The 22,447-nt window shown below is 68.1% G+C and carries 24 protein-coding genes; 11 read left to right on the plus strand and 13 right to left on the minus strand.

Features of this window, described 5'->3' with window-relative positions; genetic code table 11:
- Positions 1-58: 58 nt before the first annotated feature.
- From OXR60_RS15395 to OXR60_RS15415, 5 genes are all read right to left on the minus strand, one after another.
- Positions 59-289 carry a DUF4170 domain-containing protein gene (locus OXR60_RS15395; protein ID WP_267396821.1) on the minus strand — a complete coding sequence of 77 codons (231 nt, stop codon included), beginning with the start codon at positions 287-289 and terminating at the stop codon, positions 59-61.
- 224 nt (positions 290-513) lie between these two features.
- Positions 514-978 (minus strand): hypothetical protein, encoded by a 465-nt coding sequence (locus tag OXR60_RS15400; RefSeq protein WP_267396822.1) that lies wholly within the window; start codon positions 976-978, stop codon positions 514-516.
- A 56-nt stretch (positions 979-1,034) separates the two neighbouring features.
- Complete coding sequence (locus OXR60_RS15405; RefSeq protein ID WP_267396823.1) at positions 1,035-1,325, minus strand: DUF3618 domain-containing protein; 291 nt, start codon at positions 1,323-1,325, stop codon at positions 1,035-1,037.
- Entirely contained in the window at positions 1,325-1,678 is a 354-nt protein-coding gene (locus OXR60_RS15410) for a phage holin family protein (RefSeq protein ID WP_267396824.1), read from the minus strand. Before OXR60_RS15410 ends, OXR60_RS15405 begins: the two co-directional genes overlap by 1 nt.
- A 5-nt stretch (positions 1,679-1,683) precedes the next feature.
- Positions 1,684-2,217: a hypothetical protein gene (locus OXR60_RS15415; protein ID WP_267396825.1), complete on the minus strand. Its 534-nt coding sequence runs from the start codon at positions 2,215-2,217 to the stop codon at positions 1,684-1,686.
- 136 nt (positions 2,218-2,353) lie between these two features.
- On the opposite strand from OXR60_RS15415, the gene eno reads away from it, so the two are divergent.
- Together eno and OXR60_RS15425 are read left to right on the plus strand one after the other, a co-directional pair.
- Positions 2,354-3,631: a phosphopyruvate hydratase gene (gene eno / locus OXR60_RS15420; protein WP_267396826.1), complete on the plus strand. Its 1,278-nt coding sequence runs from the start codon at positions 2,354-2,356 to the stop codon at positions 3,629-3,631.
- Positions 3,632-3,690: 59 nt separating this feature from the next.
- A complete protein-coding gene (locus tag OXR60_RS15425; RefSeq protein ID WP_267396827.1) occupies positions 3,691-3,972 on the plus strand; it encodes a septum formation initiator family protein in 282 nt (93 codons plus the stop codon).
- 227 nt (positions 3,973-4,199) lie between these two features.
- Here the strand turns inward: OXR60_RS15425 and OXR60_RS15430 are convergent, their stop codons facing one another.
- Positions 4,200-5,027: an alpha/beta hydrolase gene (locus tag OXR60_RS15430; RefSeq protein ID WP_267396828.1), complete on the minus strand. Its 828-nt coding sequence runs from the start codon at positions 5,025-5,027 to the stop codon at positions 4,200-4,202.
- Positions 5,028-5,148: 121 nt separating this feature from the next.
- On the opposite strand from OXR60_RS15430, the gene OXR60_RS15435 reads away from it, so the two are divergent.
- Positions 5,149-6,912: a DUF885 domain-containing protein gene (locus OXR60_RS15435; RefSeq protein WP_267396829.1), complete on the plus strand. Its 1,764-nt coding sequence runs from the start codon at positions 5,149-5,151 to the stop codon at positions 6,910-6,912.
- Positions 6,913-7,024: 112 nt separating this feature from the next.
- On the opposite strand, the gene OXR60_RS15440 is transcribed toward OXR60_RS15435, so the two are convergent.
- Positions 7,025-8,422 carry an MFS transporter gene (locus OXR60_RS15440; RefSeq protein ID WP_267396830.1) on the minus strand — a complete coding sequence of 466 codons (1,398 nt, stop codon included), beginning with the start codon at positions 8,420-8,422 and terminating at the stop codon, positions 7,025-7,027.
- Positions 8,423-8,571: 149 nt separating this feature from the next.
- Between OXR60_RS15440 and OXR60_RS15445 the strand changes: the two genes are divergently transcribed.
- Positions 8,572-10,653, plus strand: coding sequence for a prolyl oligopeptidase family serine peptidase (locus OXR60_RS15445; protein WP_267396855.1), 2,082 nt, complete (start codon positions 8,572-8,574; stop codon positions 10,651-10,653).
- A gap of 94 nt (positions 10,654-10,747) precedes the next feature.
- Here OXR60_RS15445 and OXR60_RS15450 read toward each other — a convergent pair whose 3' ends face one another.
- Positions 10,748-11,209 (minus strand): cupin domain-containing protein, encoded by a 462-nt coding sequence (locus tag OXR60_RS15450; protein WP_267396831.1) that lies wholly within the window; start codon positions 11,207-11,209, stop codon positions 10,748-10,750.
- Between the two features lie 107 nt (positions 11,210-11,316).
- Between OXR60_RS15450 and OXR60_RS15455 the strand changes: the two genes are divergently transcribed.
- Positions 11,317-11,658, plus strand: coding sequence for a hypothetical protein (locus OXR60_RS15455; protein WP_267396832.1), 342 nt, complete (start codon positions 11,317-11,319; stop codon positions 11,656-11,658).
- Positions 11,659-11,750: 92 nt separating this feature from the next.
- Here the strand turns inward: OXR60_RS15455 and OXR60_RS15460 are convergent, their stop codons facing one another.
- Entirely contained in the window at positions 11,751-12,293 is a 543-nt protein-coding gene (locus OXR60_RS15460; protein WP_267396833.1) for a glycine zipper 2TM domain-containing protein, read from the minus strand.
- A 225-nt stretch (positions 12,294-12,518) separates the two neighbouring features.
- Between OXR60_RS15460 and OXR60_RS15465 the strand changes: the two genes are divergently transcribed.
- Together OXR60_RS15465 and OXR60_RS15470 are read left to right on the plus strand one after the other, a co-directional pair.
- The gene (locus OXR60_RS15465) at positions 12,519-12,923 is read left to right on the plus strand and encodes a response regulator (protein WP_267396834.1); all 405 of its coding nucleotides are present in this window, start codon (positions 12,519-12,521) and stop codon (positions 12,921-12,923) included.
- A 261-nt stretch (positions 12,924-13,184) separates the two neighbouring features.
- Positions 13,185-13,445 (plus strand): hypothetical protein, encoded by a 261-nt coding sequence (locus OXR60_RS15470; RefSeq protein ID WP_267396835.1) that lies wholly within the window; start codon positions 13,185-13,187, stop codon positions 13,443-13,445.
- 42 nt (positions 13,446-13,487) lie between these two features.
- On the opposite strand, the gene OXR60_RS15475 is transcribed toward OXR60_RS15470, so the two are convergent.
- Entirely contained in the window at positions 13,488-14,330 is an 843-nt protein-coding gene (locus tag OXR60_RS15475; RefSeq protein WP_267396836.1) for an oxidoreductase, read from the minus strand.
- Positions 14,331-14,381: 51 nt separating this feature from the next.
- Between OXR60_RS15475 and OXR60_RS15480 the strand changes: the two genes are divergently transcribed.
- A complete protein-coding gene (locus OXR60_RS15480) occupies positions 14,382-15,002 on the plus strand; it encodes a TetR/AcrR family transcriptional regulator (protein WP_267396837.1) in 621 nt (206 codons plus the stop codon).
- Between the two features lie 8 nt (positions 15,003-15,010).
- Here OXR60_RS15480 and OXR60_RS15485 read toward each other — a convergent pair whose 3' ends face one another.
- Complete coding sequence (locus tag OXR60_RS15485) at positions 15,011-17,302, minus strand: UvrD-helicase domain-containing protein (protein WP_267396838.1); 2,292 nt, start codon at positions 17,300-17,302, stop codon at positions 15,011-15,013.
- Between the two features lie 351 nt (positions 17,303-17,653).
- Between OXR60_RS15485 and OXR60_RS15490 the strand changes: the two genes are divergently transcribed.
- Positions 17,654-18,937, plus strand: a complete 1,284-nt coding sequence (locus OXR60_RS15490) for an MFS transporter (protein WP_267396839.1) — start codon at positions 17,654-17,656, stop codon at positions 18,935-18,937.
- Here OXR60_RS15490 and rsmD read toward each other — a convergent pair.
- Together rsmD and OXR60_RS15500 are read right to left on the minus strand one after the other, a co-directional pair.
- On the minus strand, positions 18,934-19,470 hold the full coding sequence (gene rsmD, locus OXR60_RS15495) for a 16S rRNA (guanine(966)-N(2))-methyltransferase RsmD (protein WP_267396840.1): 537 nt from the start codon (positions 19,468-19,470) through the stop codon (positions 18,934-18,936). The genes OXR60_RS15490 and rsmD overlap by 4 nt on opposite strands.
- Positions 19,470-21,047, minus strand: coding sequence for a pseudouridine synthase (locus tag OXR60_RS15500; RefSeq protein ID WP_267396841.1), 1,578 nt, complete (start codon positions 21,045-21,047; stop codon positions 19,470-19,472). Before OXR60_RS15500 ends, rsmD begins: the two co-directional genes overlap by 1 nt.
- A 93-nt stretch (positions 21,048-21,140) precedes the next feature.
- Here OXR60_RS15500 and OXR60_RS15505 point away from each other — a divergent pair, with 93 nt between their 5' ends.
- Positions 21,141-21,572, plus strand: coding sequence for a response regulator (locus OXR60_RS15505; RefSeq protein ID WP_267396842.1), 432 nt, complete (start codon positions 21,141-21,143; stop codon positions 21,570-21,572).
- Positions 21,573-21,629: 57 nt separating this feature from the next.
- Positions 21,630-22,364 (plus strand): metallophosphoesterase family protein, encoded by a 735-nt coding sequence (locus tag OXR60_RS15510; RefSeq protein ID WP_267396843.1) that lies wholly within the window; start codon positions 21,630-21,632, stop codon positions 22,362-22,364.
- The last annotated feature ends 83 nt before the right edge of the window (positions 22,365-22,447 follow it).

Here is a 22,447-nt window from a genome sequence, read left to right on the forward strand (position 1 = left end):
CAGTCGACGCACACGCGGGGCGAACAGCCGGCGTTGATCGACCGTTGCCGGGCGGTGATTACGCCGCGGGCGGCGCGATCGTGTCGGGTTCGAGCAGGCGGTGGAGATGGACCACCACGAACTTCATCTCGGCGTCATCGACGGTGCGCTGCGCCGCGGCACGCCACGCCTTTTCGGCATCGCCATAGTCGGCGAAGATGCCGACCACTTCGAGCTGTGAGGGATCAGCGAAGTCGAGGGTGCGGGGATCCTTGACGCGACCGCCGAATACGAGGTGGAGCTTGCTCATGCGACATCCTGGCTGAAAGGGTTCGCCAGCCGCCCTAGCGTGTTGCGGCGCAATATTGAACCCTGCGCGTGGCGTGGCAACAGAAGGTAACGGGACACCATCGCTGGTGCCACGCCGGATGGCCCCGGCCTCTCTGCGCCCCGCGAATCAACCCTCAACCGGTAGGGTGAACAGGCGCGGCGATCCGGGGAGAGGGGGGCGGCGCCGTCCTCTCCCCGTTCGCTTCACGCCTTGCTGGCGGCCGTCTTGGCGGCGGCGGCGCCGGCGGTCTGCGCGGCCTTGACGACATTGCCGAGCAGCGTCTTGACCTGATCGCGCGCGGCATCCTTGTTGATGCCGAAGCCGTCGAGTTCGGCGGTGCCGGCTTCGCGGGCGGCGGCGAACGCCTGGCGTGCGCGCTCGCCGATCTGCTGGCCGAGCGGTGCGAGCAGTTCCTTTTCCTTGGCCGAGCGCGGGATCAGCGCACCGGCAATGGCACCGACGGCGAGGCCGCCGATCAGGATGCCGAGCGGGTTCGATTCGAGCCCCTCGACGGTGCGGCGCGCGGCATCGCTGGCGACCTCCTTGGAGCTGCCGAGCGCGGATGACGCTTTCTCGACGGTGGCCTCATAGGCGTGGGTCACGGTCTCCTTGGCATCGTGCAGGCGGCCATGGGTCTCGCGGTCCTTGGCGGTATCGGTATCGGTCATGGAAGGTCCTTTGCGAGCATTGACGGGATCAACGGCTGGCGCCGTTGGCGGTTTCATCAGGGACGGCGACGGAACAGGCCGAAGAGCCGGCGCCGGGCAAGCACCGCGCCGGCAAGCGCGACCACGCCGGCGACCGCGGCGGGGTTGCGCCGCGCGGTCTCGATCCCGGCCTGGGCGGCAGCGCCGCTCTTGTCGGTGACCTCGACCATCGCCTGGCGGGCGAGCGTCTTGGGGTTGAGCTTGACCTGCAGCCGGGCGAGCGTCGCGGACAGACGCTGGCGGGCTACCGCGGCCTCAAGCTCGGCATCGACCAGCCGCGCGACCGGATCGGGCGAGAGGTTGGCCATCACACCGTCTCCCGCCGGGCAGGGGCGAGCCGGCCCTTGCCGATGATGCCGAGCACCGCGGCGATCACCAGCACCGTCACCACCACCGCGGCGGTCGCGAAGCCGGGGCCGATCAGCGTCGCGAGACTGAGGATGAGGCCGACCAGCAACGCGATCAACGCCGCCAGCGCCAGCACCCCGGCGACGGCGAAGAACAGGATCGCGCTCTTATAGGCGCCGGCACGTTCAGCGAACTTGGCCTTGTACAGCGCGATTTCGGCTGCGGCGAGATCGCGGGTGTCTTCCACCAATTGTCCGACCAGCGTCGCCACGCTCTCATCGTCGGTGGCCTGCTCGATTGTCCCGGTCGCCAAGCTAATCAGGCCTTGTTGTCGTCGAGGCCGGACTGGGCGAGGCGGGCGACCACGAAGCCCAATGCGGCAGCGATGCCGACGGCGACCGCGGGGCTCTTGCGGATGTAGCCGCGCGCCTCATCGATCAGCGCGTCGACGTCCTTGCCCTTCACCTGCTCGGCGAAGCCCGAGACGGTGCTCGCCGCGGTGCGGGCATATTCGCCATATTGCGCGCCGAGCTTGTCATCGACCTGGCCTGCGGCGTCGGTGAGCAGCTGCGAGAGCTGGTCGAGCGCGCCGCTCGCCTTGTCCTTGCCGGTGTCGGCAAAGGCGCGGAGCTTGTCGTTGGCTTGCGCGCCATATTTGGCGGAATAGTCCTTGAACGCCTGGCGCGCCTGATCGGCCTTGCTGCCGGTGGCGCTGTTCTCGGTCTCAAAGCTGCCCGTGGCATCGAACTCAACGCCGGTGTCCTTGAGCGGCGCGGCGGGCTCGAACTCGGTGGTGGCGGGCGGCGGGGTAATGTCGCCGTAGGTCATCGGGGTTGCGTTGTCGTCGGCCATGGTTTGCGCCCTTTCGATTGTTCGTCGCTTCAACCCCGCGTCACGAACACCGGTTCCATCGGCGCGGCGATTGCCCGCGGCGGGACAGCGCGGTAGAGGCGCGGCGAGATATGGCCTGACCTAGGAGCTTCGTTACGTGACCGCAATCATCGACATCCATGCCCGCCAGATCCTCGACAGCCGGGGCAACCCGACGGTGGAAGTCGACGTATTGCTCGAGGACGGCAGCTTCGGCCGCGCCGCCGTGCCGTCGGGCGCCTCGACCGGCGCGCACGAGGCGGTGGAGCGCCGCGACGGCGACAAGAGCCGCTGGGGCGGCAAGGGCGTCGACGAGGCGGTCGAGGCGGTCAACGACGAGATCACCGACACGGTGCTCGGCATGGATGCCGAGGACCAGGCCGATCTCGACCAGGCGATGATCGAGCTCGACGGCACCGAGAACAAGGGCCGTCTCGGCGCCAACGCGATCCTCGGCGTCAGCCTCGCCGCCGCCAAGGCGGCCGCCGAGGCGCGCGGCATGCCGCTGTACAAATATGTCGGCGGCGTCTCGGCGCACGTGCTGCCGGTGCCGATGATGAACATCATCAACGGCGGCGAGCATGCCGACAACCCGATCGACTTTCAGGAGTTCATGATCATGCCGGTCGGCGCCGCCAACATCGTCGAGGCGGTGCGCTGCGGCTCGGAGATCTTCCACACGCTGAAGAAGGGCCTGTCCGAGAAGGGCCTCGCCACCGGCGTTGGCGACGAAGGCGGCTTCGCGCCGAACATCGCCAGCACCACCGAGGCGCTCGACTTCATCATGACCAGCATCGAGAAGGCGGGCTACACCCCCGGCGATGACGTGATGCTCGCGCTCGATTGCGCCGCGACCGAATTCTACAAGGACGGCCGCTACAATATCTCGGGCGAGGGCAAGATCCTCTCGAGCGACGAGATGGCCGAATATCTCGCCGACCTCACCCGCCGCTACCCGATCTTCTCGATCGAAGACGGCATGGGCGAAGACGATTGGGCGGGCTGGAAGACGCTGACCGATCTGGTCGGCGACAAGGTTCAGCTGGTCGGCGACGATCTGTTCGTGACCAACCCCAAGCGCCTCAAGCGCGGCATCGACGGCGGCTATGCCAATTCGCTGCTGGTCAAGGTCAACCAGATCGGCACGCTCACCGAGACGCTGGAAGCGGTGTCGATGGCGCAGCGCGCCAAGTACACCGCGGTGATGAGCCATCGTTCGGGCGAGACCGAGGATGCGACCATCGCCGACCTCGCGGTCGCCACCAACTGCGGCCAGATCAAGACCGGCAGCCTTGCCCGCTCGGACCGGCTCGCCAAGTACAACCAGCTGATCCGCATCGAGGAAGAACTGGGCGATTCGGCACGTTACGCCGGCCGGAGCGTTCTGAAGGCTTGATCGCCCGACACGGAGAGTGAATGATGGCGCGCGTGAAAACATCGGCCTTTCGCAGGACCATGAAGCGGGCCGCCTGGCCCGCGATCGGCTTCACGCTGATCGCGGTGTTTGGCACCTATGCCGTGCTGGGGCCCAACGGCATTCTCGCTTATGGCGATTACAAGCGGCAACTGGCCAAGCGCGAGCGCGACTATGCGGTGCTCGACCATCGCCGCGAGGTGATCAAGAACCGGGTGGCGTTGCTCGACCCCGATCACGCCAATCCGGACATGGTGGACGAGATGACGCGCAAGGAGCTCAACGTCGTCCATCCGGATGAGGTGATCGTGCCGCTCAAATAGTCGGTTGGCGCGACGCTGAGTGAGGTCGCGCAGAGGCGCGGAGAGGGTTCGCCTGCGGCGGCCGCGGCCCTGTCACCGTTGATGTGAAGGACGCCCTCCGCGGGGACAGCATCTCCGCGGCTCTGGGCGAGCATCATCTTACCCGCCGCCGCACGAGATCGCAGCGTTCGCTGGAATGGTAAGGGGGAGGCGGCGACGCTCTTGGGGAGGTCGCCGCCTGTCAGGGCTTACTTGCCGAGGAAGGTCAGCAGGTCGTTGGTGAGGCGATCGCTCTCGGTGACGTTGAGGCCGTGGGGCGCGCCGTCATATTCCACCAGCTGGCTGTTCGCGATGCCCTTGGCGGCGGCGCGGCCCGAGGCGTCGATCGGCACCGTCTTGTCGCCGGTGCCGTGGACGATCAGCGTCGGCACCCGGAAGGCGGCGAGATCGGGGCGGAAATCGGTGTGGCTGAACGCCTGGGCGCAGGCGAGGGTCGGCTTGAGCCCCGCCTGAAGCGCGAGCGCGGTGGAATAAGCGACCATATCGTCGCTGACCGGGCTGGTGATGTAGCCGACGCCGTAGAATTGCGGAACGAAGGTCTGGCGGAAGAAGTTGGGCCGGTCCGCCTTGATGCCCGCGATGATCTGGTCGAACGTCGATTGCGGCGTGCCGTCGGGATTGTCATCGGTCTTGAGCATATAGGGCACGACCGACGAGATCAGGCCGGCGGCGATCACGCCCTGGCCATTGTGGCGGCTCATGTAGCGCGCGACCTCGCCGCCGCCCATCGAGAAGCCGACGATGGTGGCGTCCTGGTCGGCGCCGGTTTCCTTCATCACGTCGGCGAGATCGTCCGACAGCGTGTCATAGTCATAGCCGCTCCACGGCTGGCCCGAGCGGCCGAAGCCACGGCGGTCATAGGCGATCGCGCGGAAGCCGGCCTCGGCGAGCGCTACGGCCTGCGCGTCCCAGCTGTCGGCGTTGAGCGGCCAGCCGTGCAGCAGGATCACCGGGCGGCCGCTGCCCCAGTCCTTGACGTAGATATCCGTTCCATCGCGGGTCTTTACGTAGGGCATCGGGTCTCTCCAGTGGATTGCTCGAGGTTAAACAAGGCGCCGTTGTGGACGTTCCCGCCGGATGCGGGCTGGTGCTCGAATTGCGTCTCTGGCAGCATGTACGGCGAACGAGGAGAGACGGATGCGCGCAACGGTGGCGGTTTCGATGGTGGCGCTGGCAATGGCCGGGGCGGGGGCGCTCGCGGGATGTTCGCGCGAGGCGGCGGCGCCGACCAACCAGGTTGTGGCGGCACCGAGCCCGGCGGCCACCGCGGCGGCGAACTGGGCCCAGTTCCGCAACGGCTTCATCGAGGGCTGGTTCAAGATCGATCCGGCCAACGCCGTCTACCAGGGCCGCCACGATTTTGACGGCCAGCTGCCGGACTGGAGCGCCGCGGGACTCAAGCGGCAGAGCGACTATCTTCACCAGGCGATCGACCGCGCCAAGGCGTTCGGCGATAACGGGCTGAGCCCGCAGGACAAGTTCGAACGCGATTATCTGATCAAGGTCGCCGAAGGAAAACTGTTCTGGCTGGAGGATGCCGACCAGCCGCACACCAACCCGGCTTATTATGTCGGCGGCGGGCTCGACCCCAATGTCTATATCGCGCGGCCTTATGCCGATGCGCCGACGCGGATGAAGGCACTGATCGCCTTCCTGCAGCGAGTGCCGGCGGCGGCGCAGAACATCCGTGCCAACCTCAAGACGCCGATGCCGCGCTCGTTCGTCGATTATGGCGTTTCGGGCTTCCAGGGCTTCGCCGATTACTATGTGGGCGATGCCAAGAAGGCGTTCGCGGACGTAAAGGACCCGACGCTGCAGGCGCAGCTGACCGACGCGGCGACTAAGGCGAGCGCGTCGATGAAGGAGCTGGCGGGCTGGGTGAAGAGCCAGCAGGGCACGGCGACCGACAATTTCGCGCTCGGTGCCGATCGCTTCCAGCGAATGATTCTCGCCACCGAGGGCGTCGACACGCCGCTCGACCAGCTCGAGGCGGCGGGTCGCGCCGATCTCAAGCGCAACCAGGATGCGCTGGCGGCGGCCTGCGCGATCTTCGCCAAGGGCCAGACGATCCCGGCGTGCATCGACAAGATGGGGGCGAACAAGGCACCGGACGGGCCGGTCGCGGAGGCGCGGCGGCAGATCCCGATGCTGCGCAAGTTCGTGGTCGAGCACGATCTGGTCTCTATCCCCGGCACCGAGGAAGCCAAGGTGGAGGAGAGTCCGCCCTACAACCGACAGAACTCCGCCTACATCGACCCGCCGGGACCGTTCGATAAGGGCATCCCCTCGGTCTATTACATCTCGCCGCCCGATCCCGCCTGGGACAAGAAGACGCGCGATGCGTTCGTGCCGGGCAAGGCGGACCTGCTGTTCACCTCGGTCCACGAGGTGATGCCAGGGCATTTCGTCCAGTTCCTCCACGCCAACCGCTCGCCGTCGTTATTCGGGCGATTGTTCGTCGGCTACGCGTTTGCCGAGGGCTGGGCGCATTACATGGAGGAGACGATGTGGGAGGCGGGGCTCAACCAGGGCGACGCCGAAACCCATGTCGGCCAGATCTCGAATGCGCTGCTGCGCGACTGCCGCTTCCTCTCGGCGATCGGCATGCATGCGCGAGGCATGACCCAGGCGCAGAGCCTGACCATGTTCCGTGAGCAATGCTATCAGGACGAGGGCAATTCCCGCCAGCAGGCCGCGCGCGGCACCTATGATCCGGCCTATCTCAACTACACGATGGGCAAGCTGATGATCCGCAAGCTGCGCGACGACTGGACCGCCACCCGCGGCGGCCGCAAGGCATGGAAGGCGTTCCACGACCAGCTGCTGAGCTATGGTGGCCCGCCGATCCCGCTGCTGCGCCAGCAGATGATGGGTGAGCCGACGGCGAGGGCGGTGTTCTAGCCCCTCGTCATGCTGAACTTGTTTCAGCATTCATGGCCTACACTGACCGCAGGCTTGCAGCGCGCGATGGTTATGGATCCTGAAACGAGTTCAGGATGACGAAGGAGGGCCGCTATCGCGTGTGGCGCATCACTGGCACGTCGTTGCGCGTCTCGGCGAGCGTCGGGTTGCGGATCGAAGGGCGCAGCCGGGCGATGCTGCACAGGCCGGCGACCAGCGCGAGCCCGGCGGCGACCAGCGGCGGGGTGGTGCCGGCACCGATGCCGAGCGCGAGCAGCGCCGCGACCAGCGTCGCGCCGGTGGTCTGGCCCACCAGCCGTACCGTGCCGACCAACCCGCCCGCGGCGGCGGCGCGCTCGCGCGGGGCCGAGCCGATGATCAGGCGTGCGTTGGGCGGCAGGAACAGCCCGAAGCCCGATCCGCACAAGGCCATCCGCCAGGCGATGTCGAAATAGCTCGGGTCTGCCGGCAGCAACGCGATCAACGACAAGGCCACGATCGAGATCGCCATGCCGATGCCGCCGAGCAGCCCGGCAGGCACGCGGTCGGACAGCCACCCCGAGAGCGGCGCGACGATCATGTTGGTGAGCGGCCAGGGCGCGATCGCGGCGCCGACCTCGGCGGCGGAGAAGCCATAGCCGTGCTGGAGGCGGAACGGCGTCGACAGCAGCAGCGTCATCGATGCGGTAAAGGCTGTATAGGCGCCGATCGCCGATAGCGCGATCACCGGCTTGGCGAGAAGGTCGATCGGCAGGATCGGCTTGGCCTCGCCGCGCTCGCGGCGGACGAAGAACCAGCCGATGACGACGCCGGTGAGCACGATTGCCGCCGAGACGATCGGGCTGTCGCCATGGACGCCGCTTTCCGCACCCGAGATCACCAGCCCGATCATCGCCGCGCACATCACCGCGCCGAGCACGTCGAACGGCTCGTCATGCGGCTGCGGATCGGGCAGCGCGCGGCCGAGCGCTAGGCTGAGCAACGCGAACGGTACCGCGCTCGCGAACACCCACGGCCATGGCGCGATCGCGAGGACCAGGCCGCCGATCGTCGGCGCGAGGGCGGCCGAGCTCGACACCACCACCGAGTTGATGCCCAGGCCGCGGCCGAGCTGCTTGGCCGGGTAGATCGATCGGATCAGCGCCGAGGACACGCTGAGCGCCGCCGCCGCGCCGAGCGCCTGGGCGGCGCGGACGACCAGCAGGAACGGCAGGCTCTTGGCGAAGAAGCACAGGATGGTCGCGATGGTGAACACCATCTGCCCGAACTGGTAGGTGCGCTTCAGCCCGAACTTGTCGCCGAGCCCGGCGAAGGGCAGGATCATCATCGCCAGGATCAGCTGATAGACCGTCACCACCGCGACCACCGCGCTGCTGCCGACATGGAGGTCGCGCGCGATCGTCGGCAGCGCGACAGTGGCGACGCCGCCGTCGATGATCACCAGCGCGGTGCCGGCGGAGATCGCGCCGATCGCGAGATAGCGGCGGGGAAGGGGAAGGCCGTCGGTCATGGCAGCTCAAAAATCCTGCGGTTCGGGCTTGTTCCGGCCGGGGGCGTCCCGCACACTCGGGCGCAGAGCCGATAGGGGCAGGCGGCGAGGGCAACAACCCGGCCGCTGATCAACAAGGGGACGACATGCGCAACTGGTGGATGGGTACGATGGCCGCGGTGCTTGCGGCGGCGCCCGCGCTCGCGCAGAGAGGCGCGATGACCAATGATCCCTATATCTGGCTCGAAGACAAGGATGGCGCCAAGCCGCTGGCGTGGGTGGAGGCGGAGAACGCCAAGACGCTGCCGCGGCTGCAGAACGACCCGCGCTATGCCACCTTCTACAAGGAAGCGCTGGCGATCGCCGCGGCCAAGGATCGCATCCCGATGCCGGCGCAGATGTTCGGCCGGATCTACAATTTCTGGCGCGACGCCGATCACCCGCAGGGCATCTGGCGCTGGACCAGCGAGGCCGATTACGCCGCGCCCGCGCCGCACTGGACGACGACGCTCGATCTCGATGCGTTGAGCAAGGCCGAGGGCAAGAAGTGGGTATGGAAGGGTGCGACCTGCCTCGAGCCCGAGGAGCGCTTGTGCCTGGTGGCGCTGTCCGAAGGCGGCGAGGACGCGGTCACCTATCGCGAGTTCGATCTCGCCGCGGGCCAGTTCGTCGCCGGCGGCTTCACCCTGCCCAAGTCGAAGCAGGGCGCCGAATGGCTCGACAAGGATACGCTGCTGGTCAGCCGCGACTGGGGCGCGGGGACGATGACGGCGTCAAGCTATCCGTTCGTGGTCAAGACGGTGAAGCGCGGCGCGCCGCTCGAAGCAGCGACCGAGGTGTATCGCGGCCAGCCGACCGATCAGCTCGGCACCTATGCGGGCGTGATCACCGACGGCCAGGGCCATCGGCTGGTGACCATCATGCGCCGCACCACCTTCTTCGGCGGCGAGACCTACATCTGGACCCCGGCGGGCACGCGCAAGCTCGACCTGCCGGCGCGGACCTTTCCTGCCGGCATGGTCGATGGCCAGGTGCTGTTCCAGACCAGCGATCCCTGGGGCAGCGTGCCCGCGGGCGCGATCGCCTCGGTGCCGCTCGCCGATGTCGAGGCGGGCCGGCTCAACCCCACCATCCTGTTCGCGCCGACGCCGCGCCAGTCGGTCGACGAGGTGGTCGCCACCCGCAACCATGTGGTGCTGATCTATAACGACAATGTCCGTGGCCGCGCCTCGGTCTATACCCATGGCATGGGTGGCTGGAGCGCAAAGCCGATCGCGCTGCCCGACAATGCCTCGCTCGGCGTCGCCAGCGCCGACGACAAGAGCGACCATGGCTATCTGACCGTCACCGGCTTCCTCACGCCCACGACGCTGCTGCCGCTCGATGCGGCGGCGGCCACGGCAGCGCGGCCGGTGAAGACGCTGCCGGCGAAGTTCGATGCTACCGGACTGGTGGTCGAACAGCATGAGGCGACCTCGACCGACGGCACCAAGGTGCCTTATTTCGTCGTCCACAAGCAGGGCATCCCGCTCGACGGCACCACGCCGACGATCATGACCGCTTATGGCGGGTTCGAGCTGCCGATGCTGCCGAGCTATTCGGGCGTCACCGGCAAGCTGTGGCTGGAGCGCGGCGGCTCCTATGTGCTCGCCAACATCCGCGGCGGCGGCGAGTTTGGCCCGGCGTGGCATGACGCCGGCCGCAAGACCAAGCGCCAGGTGATCTACGACGATTTCGCTAGCGTCGCCAAGGACCTGATCGCCCGGCAGCCGACCAGCCCGGCCAAGCTCGGCATCTATGGCGGCTCCAACGGCGGGCTGCTGATGGGCGTCGAGTTCAACCAGCATCCCGATCTGTGGAAGGCGGTGACCATCCAGGTGCCGCTGCTCGACATGATCCGCTACGAGCAGATCGCCGCCGGCGCCTCGTGGGTCGACGAATATGGCTCGGTGGCGAACCCGGACGAGAAGGCGTTCCTCGAGACGATCTCGCCCTATCAGAACATCAAAAAGGGCGTCGCCTACCCCGAGCCCTATATCTGGACCACCACCAAGGACGATCGCGTCGGGCCCCAGCATGCCCGCAAGTTCGCGGCGCGGCTCAAGGAATATGGGCTGCCCTATCTGTTCTACGAGGACACCGCGGGCGGCCATTCGGGCGATGCCGACATCGAGCAGGGGGCGCGCCTGCAGGCGCTGCAGATGACCTATTTCGCGCAGAAGCTGCTCGGCCCGGCGACGCCAACGCGCTGAACGGGCGTTGCGCTAGCGGAACGAAATCCTCTCTTCCCCGGTTCTGCTGGTCCGGGACATGTGAAGAGAGGAGTTCGTGATGGGCAAGGGCATTCTATTGTGGCTGATCGGTATCCCGCTGCCGATCATCATCCTGCTGCTGATCTTCTGGCACTAACGGCGACCAACCGGGCGGCGCGAGCTCGAAGCCGGCGAAGTCGAAGCCGGGCGAGACGACGCAGCTGACCAGCACCCATCCCGCCCGCGCCTCGGCGGCCTGCCAGGCGTGGGCGGGGACCAGCGCCTGGGGCTGCTCGCCCGCAAGCACGTTGCCGCCGAGCACCAGCTCCGTCCCGTCGATCAGCAGCGCAAGCGGCGCGCCGGCATGCCACATCCACAATTCGGCGGCGTCCACGCGATGCCAGTGCGATCGGCCCCCCGCCGGCAGCAGGAACAGGATCGCAGTGGCCAGCGACCGGCCGCCATCCGCGGCAGGCTGGCGGAACGTCTCGCGGTAGAAACCGCCCTCGGGATGGGGTATCAAACCCAGATGGGCGATCAGCGCGGCTTCATCCATGATGGCATCCATTCCGAAGGGTGGGTTGTCCCAATATTGCGCAGTGAACGCTGCGTTGCCGAATGCGGTCTTGCTGCATTGCAGCAGAAGCGGCTAGACCCATGACGATGAAGCAGCCCAGTGACGCCGACCAGCAGGCGCCTACCGGCCCGGTGCCGACCATGTTCGAAGCGATTGTCCGCCAGATGACCGTGACGGCGACGTACAATCGGGGCGCGGTGACCCTTGCCCCGCACATCATCTACACCCGCCACGGCGAGATTTATATCGACGCCACCACGGTGGAGCGTGACGGCAAGCCACCGCGCGAGGAAAAGCTCGGCACGTTCAAGGTCGACGGCCTCGGCGAACCGCGGCTTGGCGCCAAGCCGTTCACGCCGAGCGCGTTGTTCGAGCCAGAGGCGGAGAAATATGCCGGCGTCACGCTGATGGCGATCGAGCGCGGCTGACGGTCACCCGAGCCTCAACGCTCGCGGCAACAAGAACCTGCAAAGCATGAACGGAGCGGCTGCCGGATCACCCCGGCAGCCGCTCGCTTTTATCAGCGGCAGCGTACCTGGCTGTTGTTCTGATCGATCGACTTGCCGGCGAGCGCGCCGACCGCGCCGCCGAGCAGCGTGCCGACGACGCGCGAATGGCCGCCGTCGATGACGTTGCCGAGGATACCACCTGCGGCGCCGCCGACGATCAGCCCGGTGGTGCCGTCGTTGCGCTTGCAATAATAGCGACCGTCGTTGCCGGCGTAGACGCGATCATCGGCGCTGAGCGTGCGCTCCTGATAGTTCGGGCCCGAGCGATAGAAGCGCGCCGGATCATAGCCATTCTCATCGCGCTCATCGCCGCCGCCATCATCATAGCGCTCGGGCGCCTCGCGGTAGCCGCCGGGGCCGGGGTTGTAGCCGCCCCGATTGCCGCGCGCGGCGAGGTAGCGATCGGTCTCGTCGCGGTAGATCTGATATTCGCGGTCGAAGCGCTGCTGCGCCTGGCGGAAACGGGCCTCGTCGGCGCCGCTCTGCGCGGCGGCGGGCATGGCGGTGGCGAGGGTGGCGGCGGCCAGGCCGGCGGCGAGCAGGCGGTTGAGCATGGTTCACGTCCTTTACCGCCCGATGAGTCGGGCTGAGCGAGCATACGCAGGATCTTGCTTGGCGGTTCCTGAACGGATCGCGACGGTGCGTGGGCGACGATTGCCAGGATGGGAGAAGGAGCTGTCTCGACCAATGCCGGAACCGATCGCGCGTCCATGCATTATCTTAGGTTAATAACGTGGTTCAAGTGAATGCCGGCGCGATCGGCGTGACAGGAGAGTACCATGGGTCAGTCCATCTACCCGGGACCGTCGGCGGTGCGCCCGATCACGCCGGTATCCGCAGTGCTGGTGGTAGAAGACCAGCCCCTGTTGCTGATGGCGGCGATCGAACTGGTCACCACCGAAGGGTTCACCGCGATCGAAGCGCGCAACGCCGATGAGGCAGTGGCCATTCTCGAGCGCCGTGCAGACGTCCGCGTGATCTTCAGCGACATTGACATGCCCGGATCGATGGACGGGATGAAGCTTGCCGCGTGCGTGCGCGATCGCTGGCCGCCGGTGCGGATTATCCTCACGTCAGGCCGGGCCAAGCCAGGCGCCGGCGAGCTTCCCTCCGGCAGTCTATTTTTTGCCAAGCCCTATACCCGGATCGCTGTGGCCAGCGCGATCCGCCAGATGGCTGCCTGATCGGGTCGGTAGCGGGGCTGTCCGCGACAGTGGCCCCGTACGCCGCGCTGTGCTACGAGGTGTCATCACCTGATCGTTTCGTAAGCATCCTCGTGATGGCGGCCCGTCGCGGCCCTCGCTTACAAGCAGAGGTATCCATCATGGACATCAGCTTTTTCCAGGCCCGCGGGCGGGCCCTGGCGGCCCATGCGTGCTGCGCGCCGCGGGGATCGAGCCTGTTGGCGCTCCCCGCCGCCGCCGGATGCAACTGGAACCACGCGCATGGATGAGGACGACCGGCAGCAACCGATCCGCGCCCTCTCCACGGTGGAGCGCGCCTATGCGCTGGCGCGCAACGGCCCGTGCACCTCGCTCGACGATATCCGCCGGCAACTCGAGCGCGAGCGTTACCCGTCGGTCAATGCCCATCTCAGCGGTCCGAGCATCCGTCGCGACCTGCGCCAGATCTGCCGCAACCGGCTGGTCGCGGCGAGCAGCACGGCGTCGGCGTCAGGGCCAGTTCCGGAGCCATTCACGGAATAACGGCCGCGATCGGGCGAACCGAACGATCGCGTGGCGGACGTGTCACGCCGCGAAGCTGGTCGAGCGCGAGAGCGCGTCCCAGGCGGCCATCTCGGCCTTCATCATCCCCAGCTTCTGGTCGACCAGCCCGAGCGCGTCGTTACCCAGGAATAGCCGTACCGGCGGCTGTTCCGCATCGACAAGAGCAAGCAGCGCCTGGGCGGCCCGAGCCGGGTCGCCTGGCTGGTTGCCGCTCTTGGCCTGACGCCCGGCGCGGATCGGGTCCATGACCTCATCATAATCGGCGATGCTGCGCGGCGTGCGATCCATCGATCGGCCCGCCCAGTCGGTACGGAACTGGCCGGGGGCGAGCGCGGTCACCCGGATTCCGAGGCCCGCCACCTCCTTGCCGAGTGCTTCGGAGATGCCCTCCAGCGCGAACTTGCTGCCGCAGTAAAAGCTGATCCCCGGCATGGTGATAAAGCCGCCCATCGAGGTGACGTTGACGATGTGGCCACGCCGCCGCGCGCGCATGGCGGGGAGCACCGCCTTGATCATCGCCACTGGCCCGAACACGTTGGCGGCGAACTGGCGCTGGAGGTCGTCCATCGATGATTCCTCCAGCACGCCTTCATGGCCATAGCCGGCGTTGTTCACCAGCACGTCGATCGGCCCGGCCTGGCGCTCGGCAGCGGCGATGGCAGCCGGGATCGCTGCGTAATCGGTGACGTCGAGCACCAACGGGATCGCGTGGGCTGGCGAGAGCGCGGCAAAGGCATCCGCATCGCTCGTGCGGCGCACGGTGCCGATCACGCGATGGCCCGCAGCGAGCGCGCCCTCGGCAAAGGCGCGGCCGAGCCCGGAACTGACCCCGGTGATGACGAAGGTTTTGGCGGCAACGACCATGATCATTTCCTCAGTAGCAATGCGGTATATCATGATATAGAAAGAGCGATGATGATCGACAAGACGTCCCCACCCACCAGCGTGCGCGGCGAACCGCTGCGCCAGCGCGTGATCGACGCCGCCGAGCGGCTGCTGCGCCTCGACCGGGCCGACTTTTCGATGCGCGATCTCGCGGCCGAGGCGGGGGTCAGCTTCGCCACCCCGTTCAACCAGTTCGGCAGCAAGAATGCGATCATGCACGCGCTGTCGGGCCGGCGGATCGACAGCATGGAAGCGCGCTACCGCGCGGCGCGGCCAGCGGGAGAGGCGCCGCAGCGCGTGCTGCTGGCGGTCGATACGGCAGCGGCGGTGATGCTGGAGGAGCCGGTGGTCAACCGCGCGGTGATGGGCTTCATCGGCACTGGGGGTGGTAGCCCGGGCACGGTGTGGGCGCGATCGACTGCCCTGTGGGCGCTGGCGCTGGGCGCGGGCGACGGGCTGATCCCGGCGCAACGGGAGGGCGCGCTGCGTCGCTTACCCGGCCAGCTGGCGTTCGGCTTTCGCGGCGTGCTGTCGTTCTGGACGGCGGGCGAACTGCCGGACGCGGCGCTCGCCGGCGCTGCGCGCGACATGGCGCTGGCGCTGCTGCTCGGGGTGATCGAGCCGCCGCTGCCGGCCGATCGACTGCCCTGAGCGCGGGCTCAGCCCAGCGTCACGAAACTGTCCATCACCCGCTTGCGACCGGCGGCCTCGAAATCGATCTCGAGCTTGTTGCCTTCGATCTCCGCGATAGCGCCATAGCCGAACTTCTGGTGGAACACGCGCTGCCCGACCGAGAGGTCGCTGCGGCCCTTGTTGCCGATGCTGACCGATGGCGTGCGGGTCTCGACGATACGCGTCTGGGCGGTGGTGAAGCCCGATCCCGAGCCGGCGGCGCGCTGCCAGCCGGGGCCGCGGCCGTTGCCGCGCGCGACATTGGCGAAGGGATCGGCACGCTCGCTCCAATTAGCCTGCCACAGGCTGGCGCCGCCGGACATGGTGGTCTCGCTGTCGATATGCTCGGGCGGCAGCTCGCCGACGAACCGGCTGGGGATGCTCGAGGTCCATTGGCCATAGATGCGACGGTTGGCGGCATGGATGATCACCGCGCGGCGGCGCGCGCGGGTGATCGCGACATAGGCGAGGCGGCGCTCCTCTTCCAGGCTGCGCAGCCCGCCCTCGTCGAGGCTGCGCTGCGACGGGAACACGCCTTCCTCCCAGCCCACCAGGAACACGGTGTCGAACTCGAGGCCCTTGGCGGCATGGATGGTCATGATCGTGACCTGCGGGTCCTGCTTGCCGCCCTCATTGTCCATCACCAGGCTGACATGCTCGAGGAAGGCGCCGAGGCTCTCATATTCCTCCATCGCGCGGACGAGCTCGTTGAGATTCTCGAGCCGGCCGGCGGCCTCGACCGACTTCTCGGCCTGGTACATGGCGGTATAGCCGCTCTCGTCGAGCAACTGGCGGGCGAGCTCGGCATGCGGCAGGTCGCGCGCCATGTCGCGCCAACGAGCGATGTCGCCGATGAAATTGCCGAGCGTGCGGCGCGCCTGAGGGGTGAGCTCGTCGGTATCGAGAATCCGCGCGGCGGCGGTGGTCAGCGGCACGCGGGTGGCGCGGGCGAGCTGGTGGATCTTGGCGATCGCCTTGTCGCCCAGGCCGCGCTTGGGGACGTTGACGATCCGCTCGAAGGCGAGATCGTCGGCGGGCTGGTTGACGATGCGCAGATAGGCCAGCGCATCGCGGATCTCGGCGCGCTCGTAGAAGCGGAAGCCGCCCACGATCTTGTAGGGCATGCCGATCGCGATGAAGCGATCCTCGAACTCGCGGGTCTGGTGCTGGGCGCGAACCAGGATGGCAATGTCGTCGAGGCTCTTGCCGTTCCTTCGGCATGCCTCGATCTCGTCGCCGACGCGGCGAGCCTCCTCGGGCCCGTCCCAGACGCCGATCACCTGGACCTTCTCGCCGGCGTCGAGCTCGGTCCACAGCTGCTTGCCGAGCCGGCCGCTGTTGTTGGCGATGACGCCGCCGGCGGCGCCGAGGATGTGCGGGGTGGAGCGGTAATTCTGCTCGAGCCGGATCACCTTGGCGCCGGGGAAATCCTTCTCGAACTTGAGGATATTCTCCACCTGGGCGCCGCGCCAGGAGTAGATCGACTGATCGTCGTCGCCGACGCAGGCAATGTTGCGCCGCGCCTGGGCGAGCAGCCGCAGCCAGAGATACTGGACGCTGTTGGTGTCCTGATACTCGTCGACCATGATATATTTGAAGCGGCGCTGGTAGTCCTCGAGCACGTCGCGGTGGGTCTTGAGGATGGTCAGCATGTGCAGCAGCAGATCGCCGAAGTCGCAGGCGTTGAGCGCCTTCAGCCGCGCCTGATATTGCGCATAGAGCTCGCCGCCGCGGCCGTTGGCGTAGCGCTCGCTCTCGCCGGCATCGATATCGGCGGGAACGAGCCCCTTGTTCTTCCATTCGTCGATCAGTCCCGCGAGGCTGCGCGCGGGAAAGCGCTTCTCGTCGAGATCGGCGGCGACGATCATCTGCTTGAGCAGGCGCAGCTGGTCGTCGGTGTCGAGGATGGTGAAATTGCTCTGCAGGCCGACCAGCTCGGCGTGGCGGCGCAGCATCTTGGCGCCGATCGCGTGGAAGGTGCCGAGCCAGGGCATGCCCTCGACGAGATCGCCGACCAGCCGGCCGACCCGCTCGCGCATCTCGCGCGCGGCCTTGTTGGTGAAGGTCACCGACAGGATTTGCGAAGGATAAGCGCGCTGGGTGTAGAGCAGGTGCGCCAGCCGCGCGGTGAGTGCCGCGGTCTTGCCGGTGCCGGCGCCAGCGAGCATCAGCACCGGGCCTTCGGTGGTCAGTACCGCCTCGCGCTGGGGATCGTTCAGGCCCTGAAGATAGGGCGGATCCTGCACGGCGGCAGACGGGCGGGGGGCGAGGTCGTTCACCGGTGAACAGGTAGGGAACGCCGAGGCCGGAGGCAACCGCCAAGCTGTTGTGGAAGCCCCGACAAAATCCGGGGCGGCTCGGTGAGGAACCGCCCCGTAGTTCAGGGAGGCCGGGCGACAGGGGAGGCGCCCGACAGCCGCGCTCAAAGGGGGAGAGGAGCAGCGGCTGCCGGCGCTATGGGGGAGCATTGTTGCCGTAAAATGTCAGCGGGTCGGGGATGTCGGTTTCGGTGCGCCGGGCCGTTCTTCTTTCCTCCGCGAACCCAGGTAGCGGCGGCGCATCTTGCAAGCCGGGGCAGCATCGACATTCCTTTAGTTGCGCGATGCGGCTGCTAAACGATACAGGGCGGCATGCATCCTCCCGCCGCCCGCCGTATCCTGCTCGCCAGCCTGGTTGGCACCGCCGTCGAATTCTACGACTTCTACATCTACGCCACGGCCGCGAGCCTGGTGTTCGGCGAGCTGTTCTTCCCCAAGGGCGCGGCCGGCACCCAGCAGCTTGCCGCCTTCGCGACGCTCGCAGTCGCGTTCTTCGCGCGGCCGATCGGCAGCGTGGTGTTCGGCCATTTCGGCGATCGCATCGGCCGCAAGTCGACTTTGGTCGCGAGCCTGCTGACGATGGGCTTGTCGACGACCTTGGTCGCGGTGCTGCCGACTTACGCGAGCGCCGGCTGGGCAGCCCCGGTCGCCTTGTGCCTGCTGCGCTTCGGCCAGGGCTTCGGCCTCGGCGGCGAATGGGGCGGGGCGGCGCTGCTCGCGGTGGAGAATGCGCCGCCGGGCTGGCGCGCGCGCTACGGCATGGCGCCGCAGCTCGGCGCGCCGGTCGGCTTCATCGCCGCCAATGGCCTGTTCCTGCTGCTCGGCCTGTGGCTGACGCCCGACCAGTTCCGCGACTGGGGCTGGCGGATCCCGTTCGCGATCAGCGCCTTGCTGGTGCTGCTCGGACTGTGGATCCGGCTTAAGCTGGTCGAGACCGCCGAGTTCGCCGCCTCGCTTGCCGAGGCGCCACCGCCAGCGGTGCCGATCGCCGAGGTGCTGCGCCGCCATGCGGGCGTCACGATCGCCGGCACGATCGGCGCGGTCGCCTGCTTTGCGACCTATTACATCGCCACCGCCTTCGTGCTCGGCTATGGCACCAAGACGCTGGGCTATCCGATGCAGGCGCTGCTTGGCGTTCAGCTCGGCGCGATCCTGTTCATGGCACTCGGCATCTATCTGTCCGCATGGCTCGCCGATCGCTGGTTCGACGAGCGCCGCGTGCTCGCCGCCGGCTGCGTCGGCGTGGCGCTGACCGGCTTCGTGATGGCGCCGCTAATGGGCAGCGGCTCGCTTGGCGAGCTGTTCGCGTTCCTCGCGGTGCTATTGTTCATGATGGGCTTCGTCTACGGTCCGCTCGGCGCGTGGTTGCCGGGGCTGTTCCCGGCGCGGGTGCGCTATTCGGGCGCGTCGATCGCGTTCAACGTCGCCGGGGTGATCGGTGGCGGCCTCACCCCGCTGATCGCGCAGGGGCTGGCGATGAAGGGCGGGCTGGCGCTGGTCGGCCTGTATCTCAGCGGTGCGGCGCTGCTCAGCCTGGTGGCGCTGGTGCTGGTGCGCGGCCGGTCGGCACCGCCGGTGGCCGACCTGCTGGTCTAGGCCTGGCGCAGCAGCGTCAGCCGCGCCTTGCCGTGGACGCGGGTGGCGTCGATCGCAAAGCCGGCGACCTCGATCTCCTCGGCCTTGGCGGTCTCGATGCTGACCCAGGTCGCGGGCCCGATCCAGCCGAGCCGGCCGAGCTTGTCGAGCGCCACCGCGCCGGCACCGGTGCCATAGGGCGGGTCCATCATGATCAGGTCGAGCGGCGTCGCAGTCGGGCCAAGTGCCAGCACCGAGGTGGCGCGGACATCCGCGCGCGTCTCGAGCTTGGCGAGATTGGCCTTGAGCGCGTCGACCGCGGCGCGATCCTGCTCGACGAACAGGCACGAGCCCGCACCGCGCGACAGCGCCTCGATGCCGAGCGCGCCTGAGCCGGCGAACAGATCGGCGACCGCCAGCCCCTCGAAGCTGCCGAGCCGGCTGGCGAGCATCGAGAACAGCGCCTCACGGGTGCGATCGGCGGTGGGCCGCGTCGCCTCGCCTTTGGGAGCGACCAGCGGCCGCCCTCGCCATTGCCCGGCGATCACCCGCATCAGCGCTTCGCCTTGGGCGGATGGCCGCGACCACCGGCCGGACCCTTGCCGGGGCCAGTGCGGGGATTATCGCCGTCACGCGGTGGGCGGCCGCGGCCACCGGCGGGGCCCTTGGTGCGCGGCGACAGGGTCGCGCCGGTCCGCGCGCCGCGCGAGGCGTCAGTCCGCTCGCCGCGCACGGCGTCCATCCGCTCGCCGCGCGGGGCGGGGGCACGCTCCGGCCGATCGTCGCCGGCACGAGGCGGGCGCGGCGTGGCGCTGCGATCGGGGCGGCCCTTGTTGGGTCGTGGCGCGGCCTTGGCCCAGCCGGTGCGATCGGGAGCGGCGGCGCGCGGCGGCCGTGCATCGGCGTCGCTGCGCGCGGCGCGGGGATCGGTGGCGGTGCGGGACGGTCGCGTGGTTCCGGGACGTGCCATCCGATCGGCCTGCGGCCTGAAGCCGGGGCGCGGTGCATCACCACGCGGGGCGGGCGCGGCGCGATCGGGAGTGCGGCGCTGGCCCTGCTGGGCCTCGCTGCGCATCGGGCGGTCATCGCCGGTGCGGAAAGATGGACGCTCACTCCTCTCCGCGGGCGCCGGGCGACCCGCGGGGGCCCGCTCGTCGGCGGGATGGCGGGCAGCGCCACGCGAGCCGCGTGCCGACACCGGACGCGGCACGCGCTCGCCGCGATAGGGAACGTCACCCTCCTGGCGCTGGGACGGGAGGTGCGATCGCGGGCGGCCGCTCGCGCCGGCGTTCCGCGCCGGGCCCTCGACCGACACAGGCTCCATCTGCTCGCGCTGGCGGCGCGGCGATTCCAGCGTCTTGCGGAAGGCGACCAGATCATGCTGCTTGATCTCGCCAACCTCGCCTGGCGGCAGATCGGCGAGCACGAACGGGCCGTAGCGGGTGCGGATCAGGCGGCTGACCTGCAGCCCGAGATATTCGAGCACGCGCCGCACTTCGCGGTTCTTGCCCTCAGTCAGAGTCAGCTCGATCCAGACATTGGCGCCGGTGCGCCGCTCGATGTTGGCGTCGATCGATCCGTAGCGGATGCCCTCAATCTCGACGCCGTCGGCGAGATCCTCGAGCTGCGCCTGGGTGACGTTGCCATAAGCCCGCGCGCGATAGCTGCGCTCGACGCCGGTCGCGGGCAGCTCGAGCTGGCGCTTGAAGCCGCCATCGGTGGTCAGCATCAGCAGCCCCTCGGTAGCGAGATCGAGACGGCCGACCGGCACCACGCGCGGCAGATCGGCGGGCAGGCGATCGTAGATCGTCGGCCGGCCCTTGGGATCGCGCTCGGTGACGAGCAGCCCGGGCGGCTTGTGATACAGGAACAGGCGGGCATGTTCGGGTGCGCCGACCGGCTCGCCATCGACGGTGATCCCGGCGAGCGACTTCAGCACGGTGGCGGGCGTATCGAGCACCACGCCGTCCTTGGCGATGCGGCCGTCGGCGATCATCCGCTCGATGTCTCGGCGCGACGCCACGCCGGCGCGCGCCAACAGCTTGGCAATACGGTCTCCGGCCCGATCGGGCGGAATTTGGTCGTCCTGGTGGCTCGGCATGGCGCGGCCATACAGGTGATTGGCGCTCAACGCGAAAATATTTGCGACTGATCAACAAAGCGCGCGTTATGTCGCGCGAGCGTAACGAACCGCACCGGAATTGCGCTCGGAGCAGGCTGGACGATGATTTTTGGTCGGAAGAAACGTCAGATCGAGCGCCTCCTCGTTGTCGAGGATGAGCCGCTGGTGGCGTTCGACACCGAATATTTCCTGTCGGATGCCGCTTATCACATCGTCGCCACGGTGGATCGGGTCGCCGACGCGCTGGAGGTGATCGGATCGGACAAGGTGATCGACCTCGTGTTAGTCGACGTCAATCTCGCCGACGGCTCGGGGCTCGACGTCGCCCGCGCCGCGGTCGCGCGATCGGTGCCGGTGCTGTTCGTCACCGGTCATTTTCCCGACGAGGCGAGCGCGATCGCGGTGGGGTGCCTCGCCAAGCCCTACAATCCCAAGGATCTGCTCGGCGCCATCGCGGCGATCGAGGCGAGCCTCGCGGGCAAGCCGCCAAAGCGGCTGCCACCGGGTCTGCGGCTGTTCGAGCGGCAGATCTAGCGGCTCCGTCGAGCCAGCGGGGGTAGGCGCCGAGGCGCCGGCGGCTATGCTGCGGCGATGAAGATCGCGGCCATCTCCGACATCCACGGCAATATTGCAGCGCTCGACGCCGTGCTCGCTGACATCGCAAAGGACGGCGTCGACCTGATCGTCAACCTCGGCGACATCTGCTCGGGCGCGCTGTTTCCGGCGGCCACGGCGGCGCGACTGATGCCGCTGGGCCTGCCGACGATCCGCGGCAATCACGAGCGACAGCTTGGCGAATTGCCGCCCGAGCGGCTGGGGCTGTCGGATCGCCATGCCGCCGCGACGCTCGACGCTGATCACCGCGCCTGGCTGGCGAGCCTGCCGACAAGCTTGCGCCTCGATGGCGGCGTGCTGCTGGTCCACGGCACGCCCGCAAGCGATGTCGATTACTTCCTCGACACCGTCACCGCCGATGGCGCCCGGCCGGCCAGCGAGGCGGAGGTCGAGGCCCGCGCCGCTGGTGCTGACGCGGCAGTTATCCTGTGTGGCCACACCCACCTCCAGCGGGCGATGACGCTTGGCGACGGCCGGCTGATCGTCAACCCGGGCAGCGTCGGCTTGCCCGTCTATGACGATGACCGGCCGTTTCTGCACCGGATGGAGAGCGGGTCGCCGCACGCGCGCTATGCGGTGATCGACGACCGTGGCGGCCGCTGGTCGGCCGATTTTCGGAAAGTGGCCTATGATTGGGAGCAGGCGGCGTGCGACGCCGACGCCAACGGGCGCGCAGATTGGGCGCGGGCGTTGAGGACCGGCTATTGCTGAGGTGTGAGCGTGCGATCCGGGCCTGCCGTCGCTCGGGTGTCGATCCGTTCTAGCCGCGGCGAGATTTGGCGCTAGTGTCGCCG

It is taken from the genome of Sphingomonas sp. GC_Shp_5 (assembly GCF_026540855.1).
In the GTDB taxonomy this organism is placed as follows: Bacteria; Pseudomonadota; Alphaproteobacteria; order Sphingomonadales; family Sphingomonadaceae; genus Sphingomonas.

What these genes read in the sequence shown, in the direction of transcription:
- OXR60_RS15435 (WP_267396829.1), top strand. Translation starts at nt 5,149, where the DNA reads ATGCGCGCAACGGTGGCGGTTTCGATGGTGGCGCTGGCAATGGCCGGG.
- rsmD (WP_267396840.1), bottom strand. Translation starts at nt 19,470, where the DNA reads ATGCGGGTGATCGCCGGGCAATGGCGAGGGCGGCCGCTGGTCGCTCCC.
- OXR60_RS15430 (WP_267396828.1), bottom strand. Translation starts at nt 5,027, where the DNA reads ATGCCCTACGTAAAGACCCGCGATGGAACGGATATCTACGTCAAGGAC.
- OXR60_RS15415 (WP_267396825.1), bottom strand. Translation starts at nt 2,217, where the DNA reads ATGGCCGACGACAACGCAACCCCGATGACCTACGGCGACATTACCCCG.
- OXR60_RS15395 (WP_267396821.1), bottom strand. Translation starts at nt 289, where the DNA reads ATGAGCAAGCTCCACCTCGTATTCGGCGGTCGCGTCAAGGATCCCCGC.
- OXR60_RS15450 (WP_267396831.1), bottom strand. Translation starts at nt 11,209, where the DNA reads ATGGATGAAGCCGCGCTGATCGCCCATCTGGGTTTGATACCCCATCCC.
- OXR60_RS15400 (WP_267396822.1), bottom strand. Translation starts at nt 978, where the DNA reads ATGACCGATACCGATACCGCCAAGGACCGCGAGACCCATGGCCGCCTG.
- OXR60_RS15440 (WP_267396830.1), bottom strand. Translation starts at nt 8,422, where the DNA reads ATGACCGACGGCCTTCCCCTTCCCCGCCGCTATCTCGCGATCGGCGCG.
- OXR60_RS15475 (WP_267396836.1), bottom strand. Translation starts at nt 14,330, where the DNA reads ATGGTCGTTGCCGCCAAAACCTTCGTCATCACCGGGGTCAGTTCCGGG.
- OXR60_RS15405 (WP_267396823.1), bottom strand. Translation starts at nt 1,325, where the DNA reads ATGGCCAACCTCTCGCCCGATCCGGTCGCGCGGCTGGTCGATGCCGAG.
- OXR60_RS15465 (WP_267396834.1), top strand. Translation starts at nt 12,519, where the DNA reads ATGGGTCAGTCCATCTACCCGGGACCGTCGGCGGTGCGCCCGATCACG.
- OXR60_RS15455 (WP_267396832.1), top strand. Translation starts at nt 11,317, where the DNA reads ATGAAGCAGCCCAGTGACGCCGACCAGCAGGCGCCTACCGGCCCGGTG.
- OXR60_RS15470 (WP_267396835.1), top strand. Translation starts at nt 13,185, where the DNA reads ATGGATGAGGACGACCGGCAGCAACCGATCCGCGCCCTCTCCACGGTG.
- OXR60_RS15460 (WP_267396833.1), bottom strand. Translation starts at nt 12,293, where the DNA reads ATGCTCAACCGCCTGCTCGCCGCCGGCCTGGCCGCCGCCACCCTCGCC.
- OXR60_RS15480 (WP_267396837.1), top strand. Translation starts at nt 14,382, where the DNA reads ATGATCGACAAGACGTCCCCACCCACCAGCGTGCGCGGCGAACCGCTG.
- OXR60_RS15510 (WP_267396843.1), top strand. Translation starts at nt 21,630, where the DNA reads ATGAAGATCGCGGCCATCTCCGACATCCACGGCAATATTGCAGCGCTC.
- OXR60_RS15490 (WP_267396839.1), top strand. Translation starts at nt 17,654, where the DNA reads ATGCATCCTCCCGCCGCCCGCCGTATCCTGCTCGCCAGCCTGGTTGGC.
- OXR60_RS15505 (WP_267396842.1), top strand. Translation starts at nt 21,141, where the DNA reads ATGATTTTTGGTCGGAAGAAACGTCAGATCGAGCGCCTCCTCGTTGTC.
- OXR60_RS15445 (WP_267396855.1), top strand. Translation starts at nt 8,572, where the DNA reads ATGGCCGCGGTGCTTGCGGCGGCGCCCGCGCTCGCGCAGAGAGGCGCG.
- OXR60_RS15425 (WP_267396827.1), top strand. Translation starts at nt 3,691, where the DNA reads ATGAAGCGGGCCGCCTGGCCCGCGATCGGCTTCACGCTGATCGCGGTG.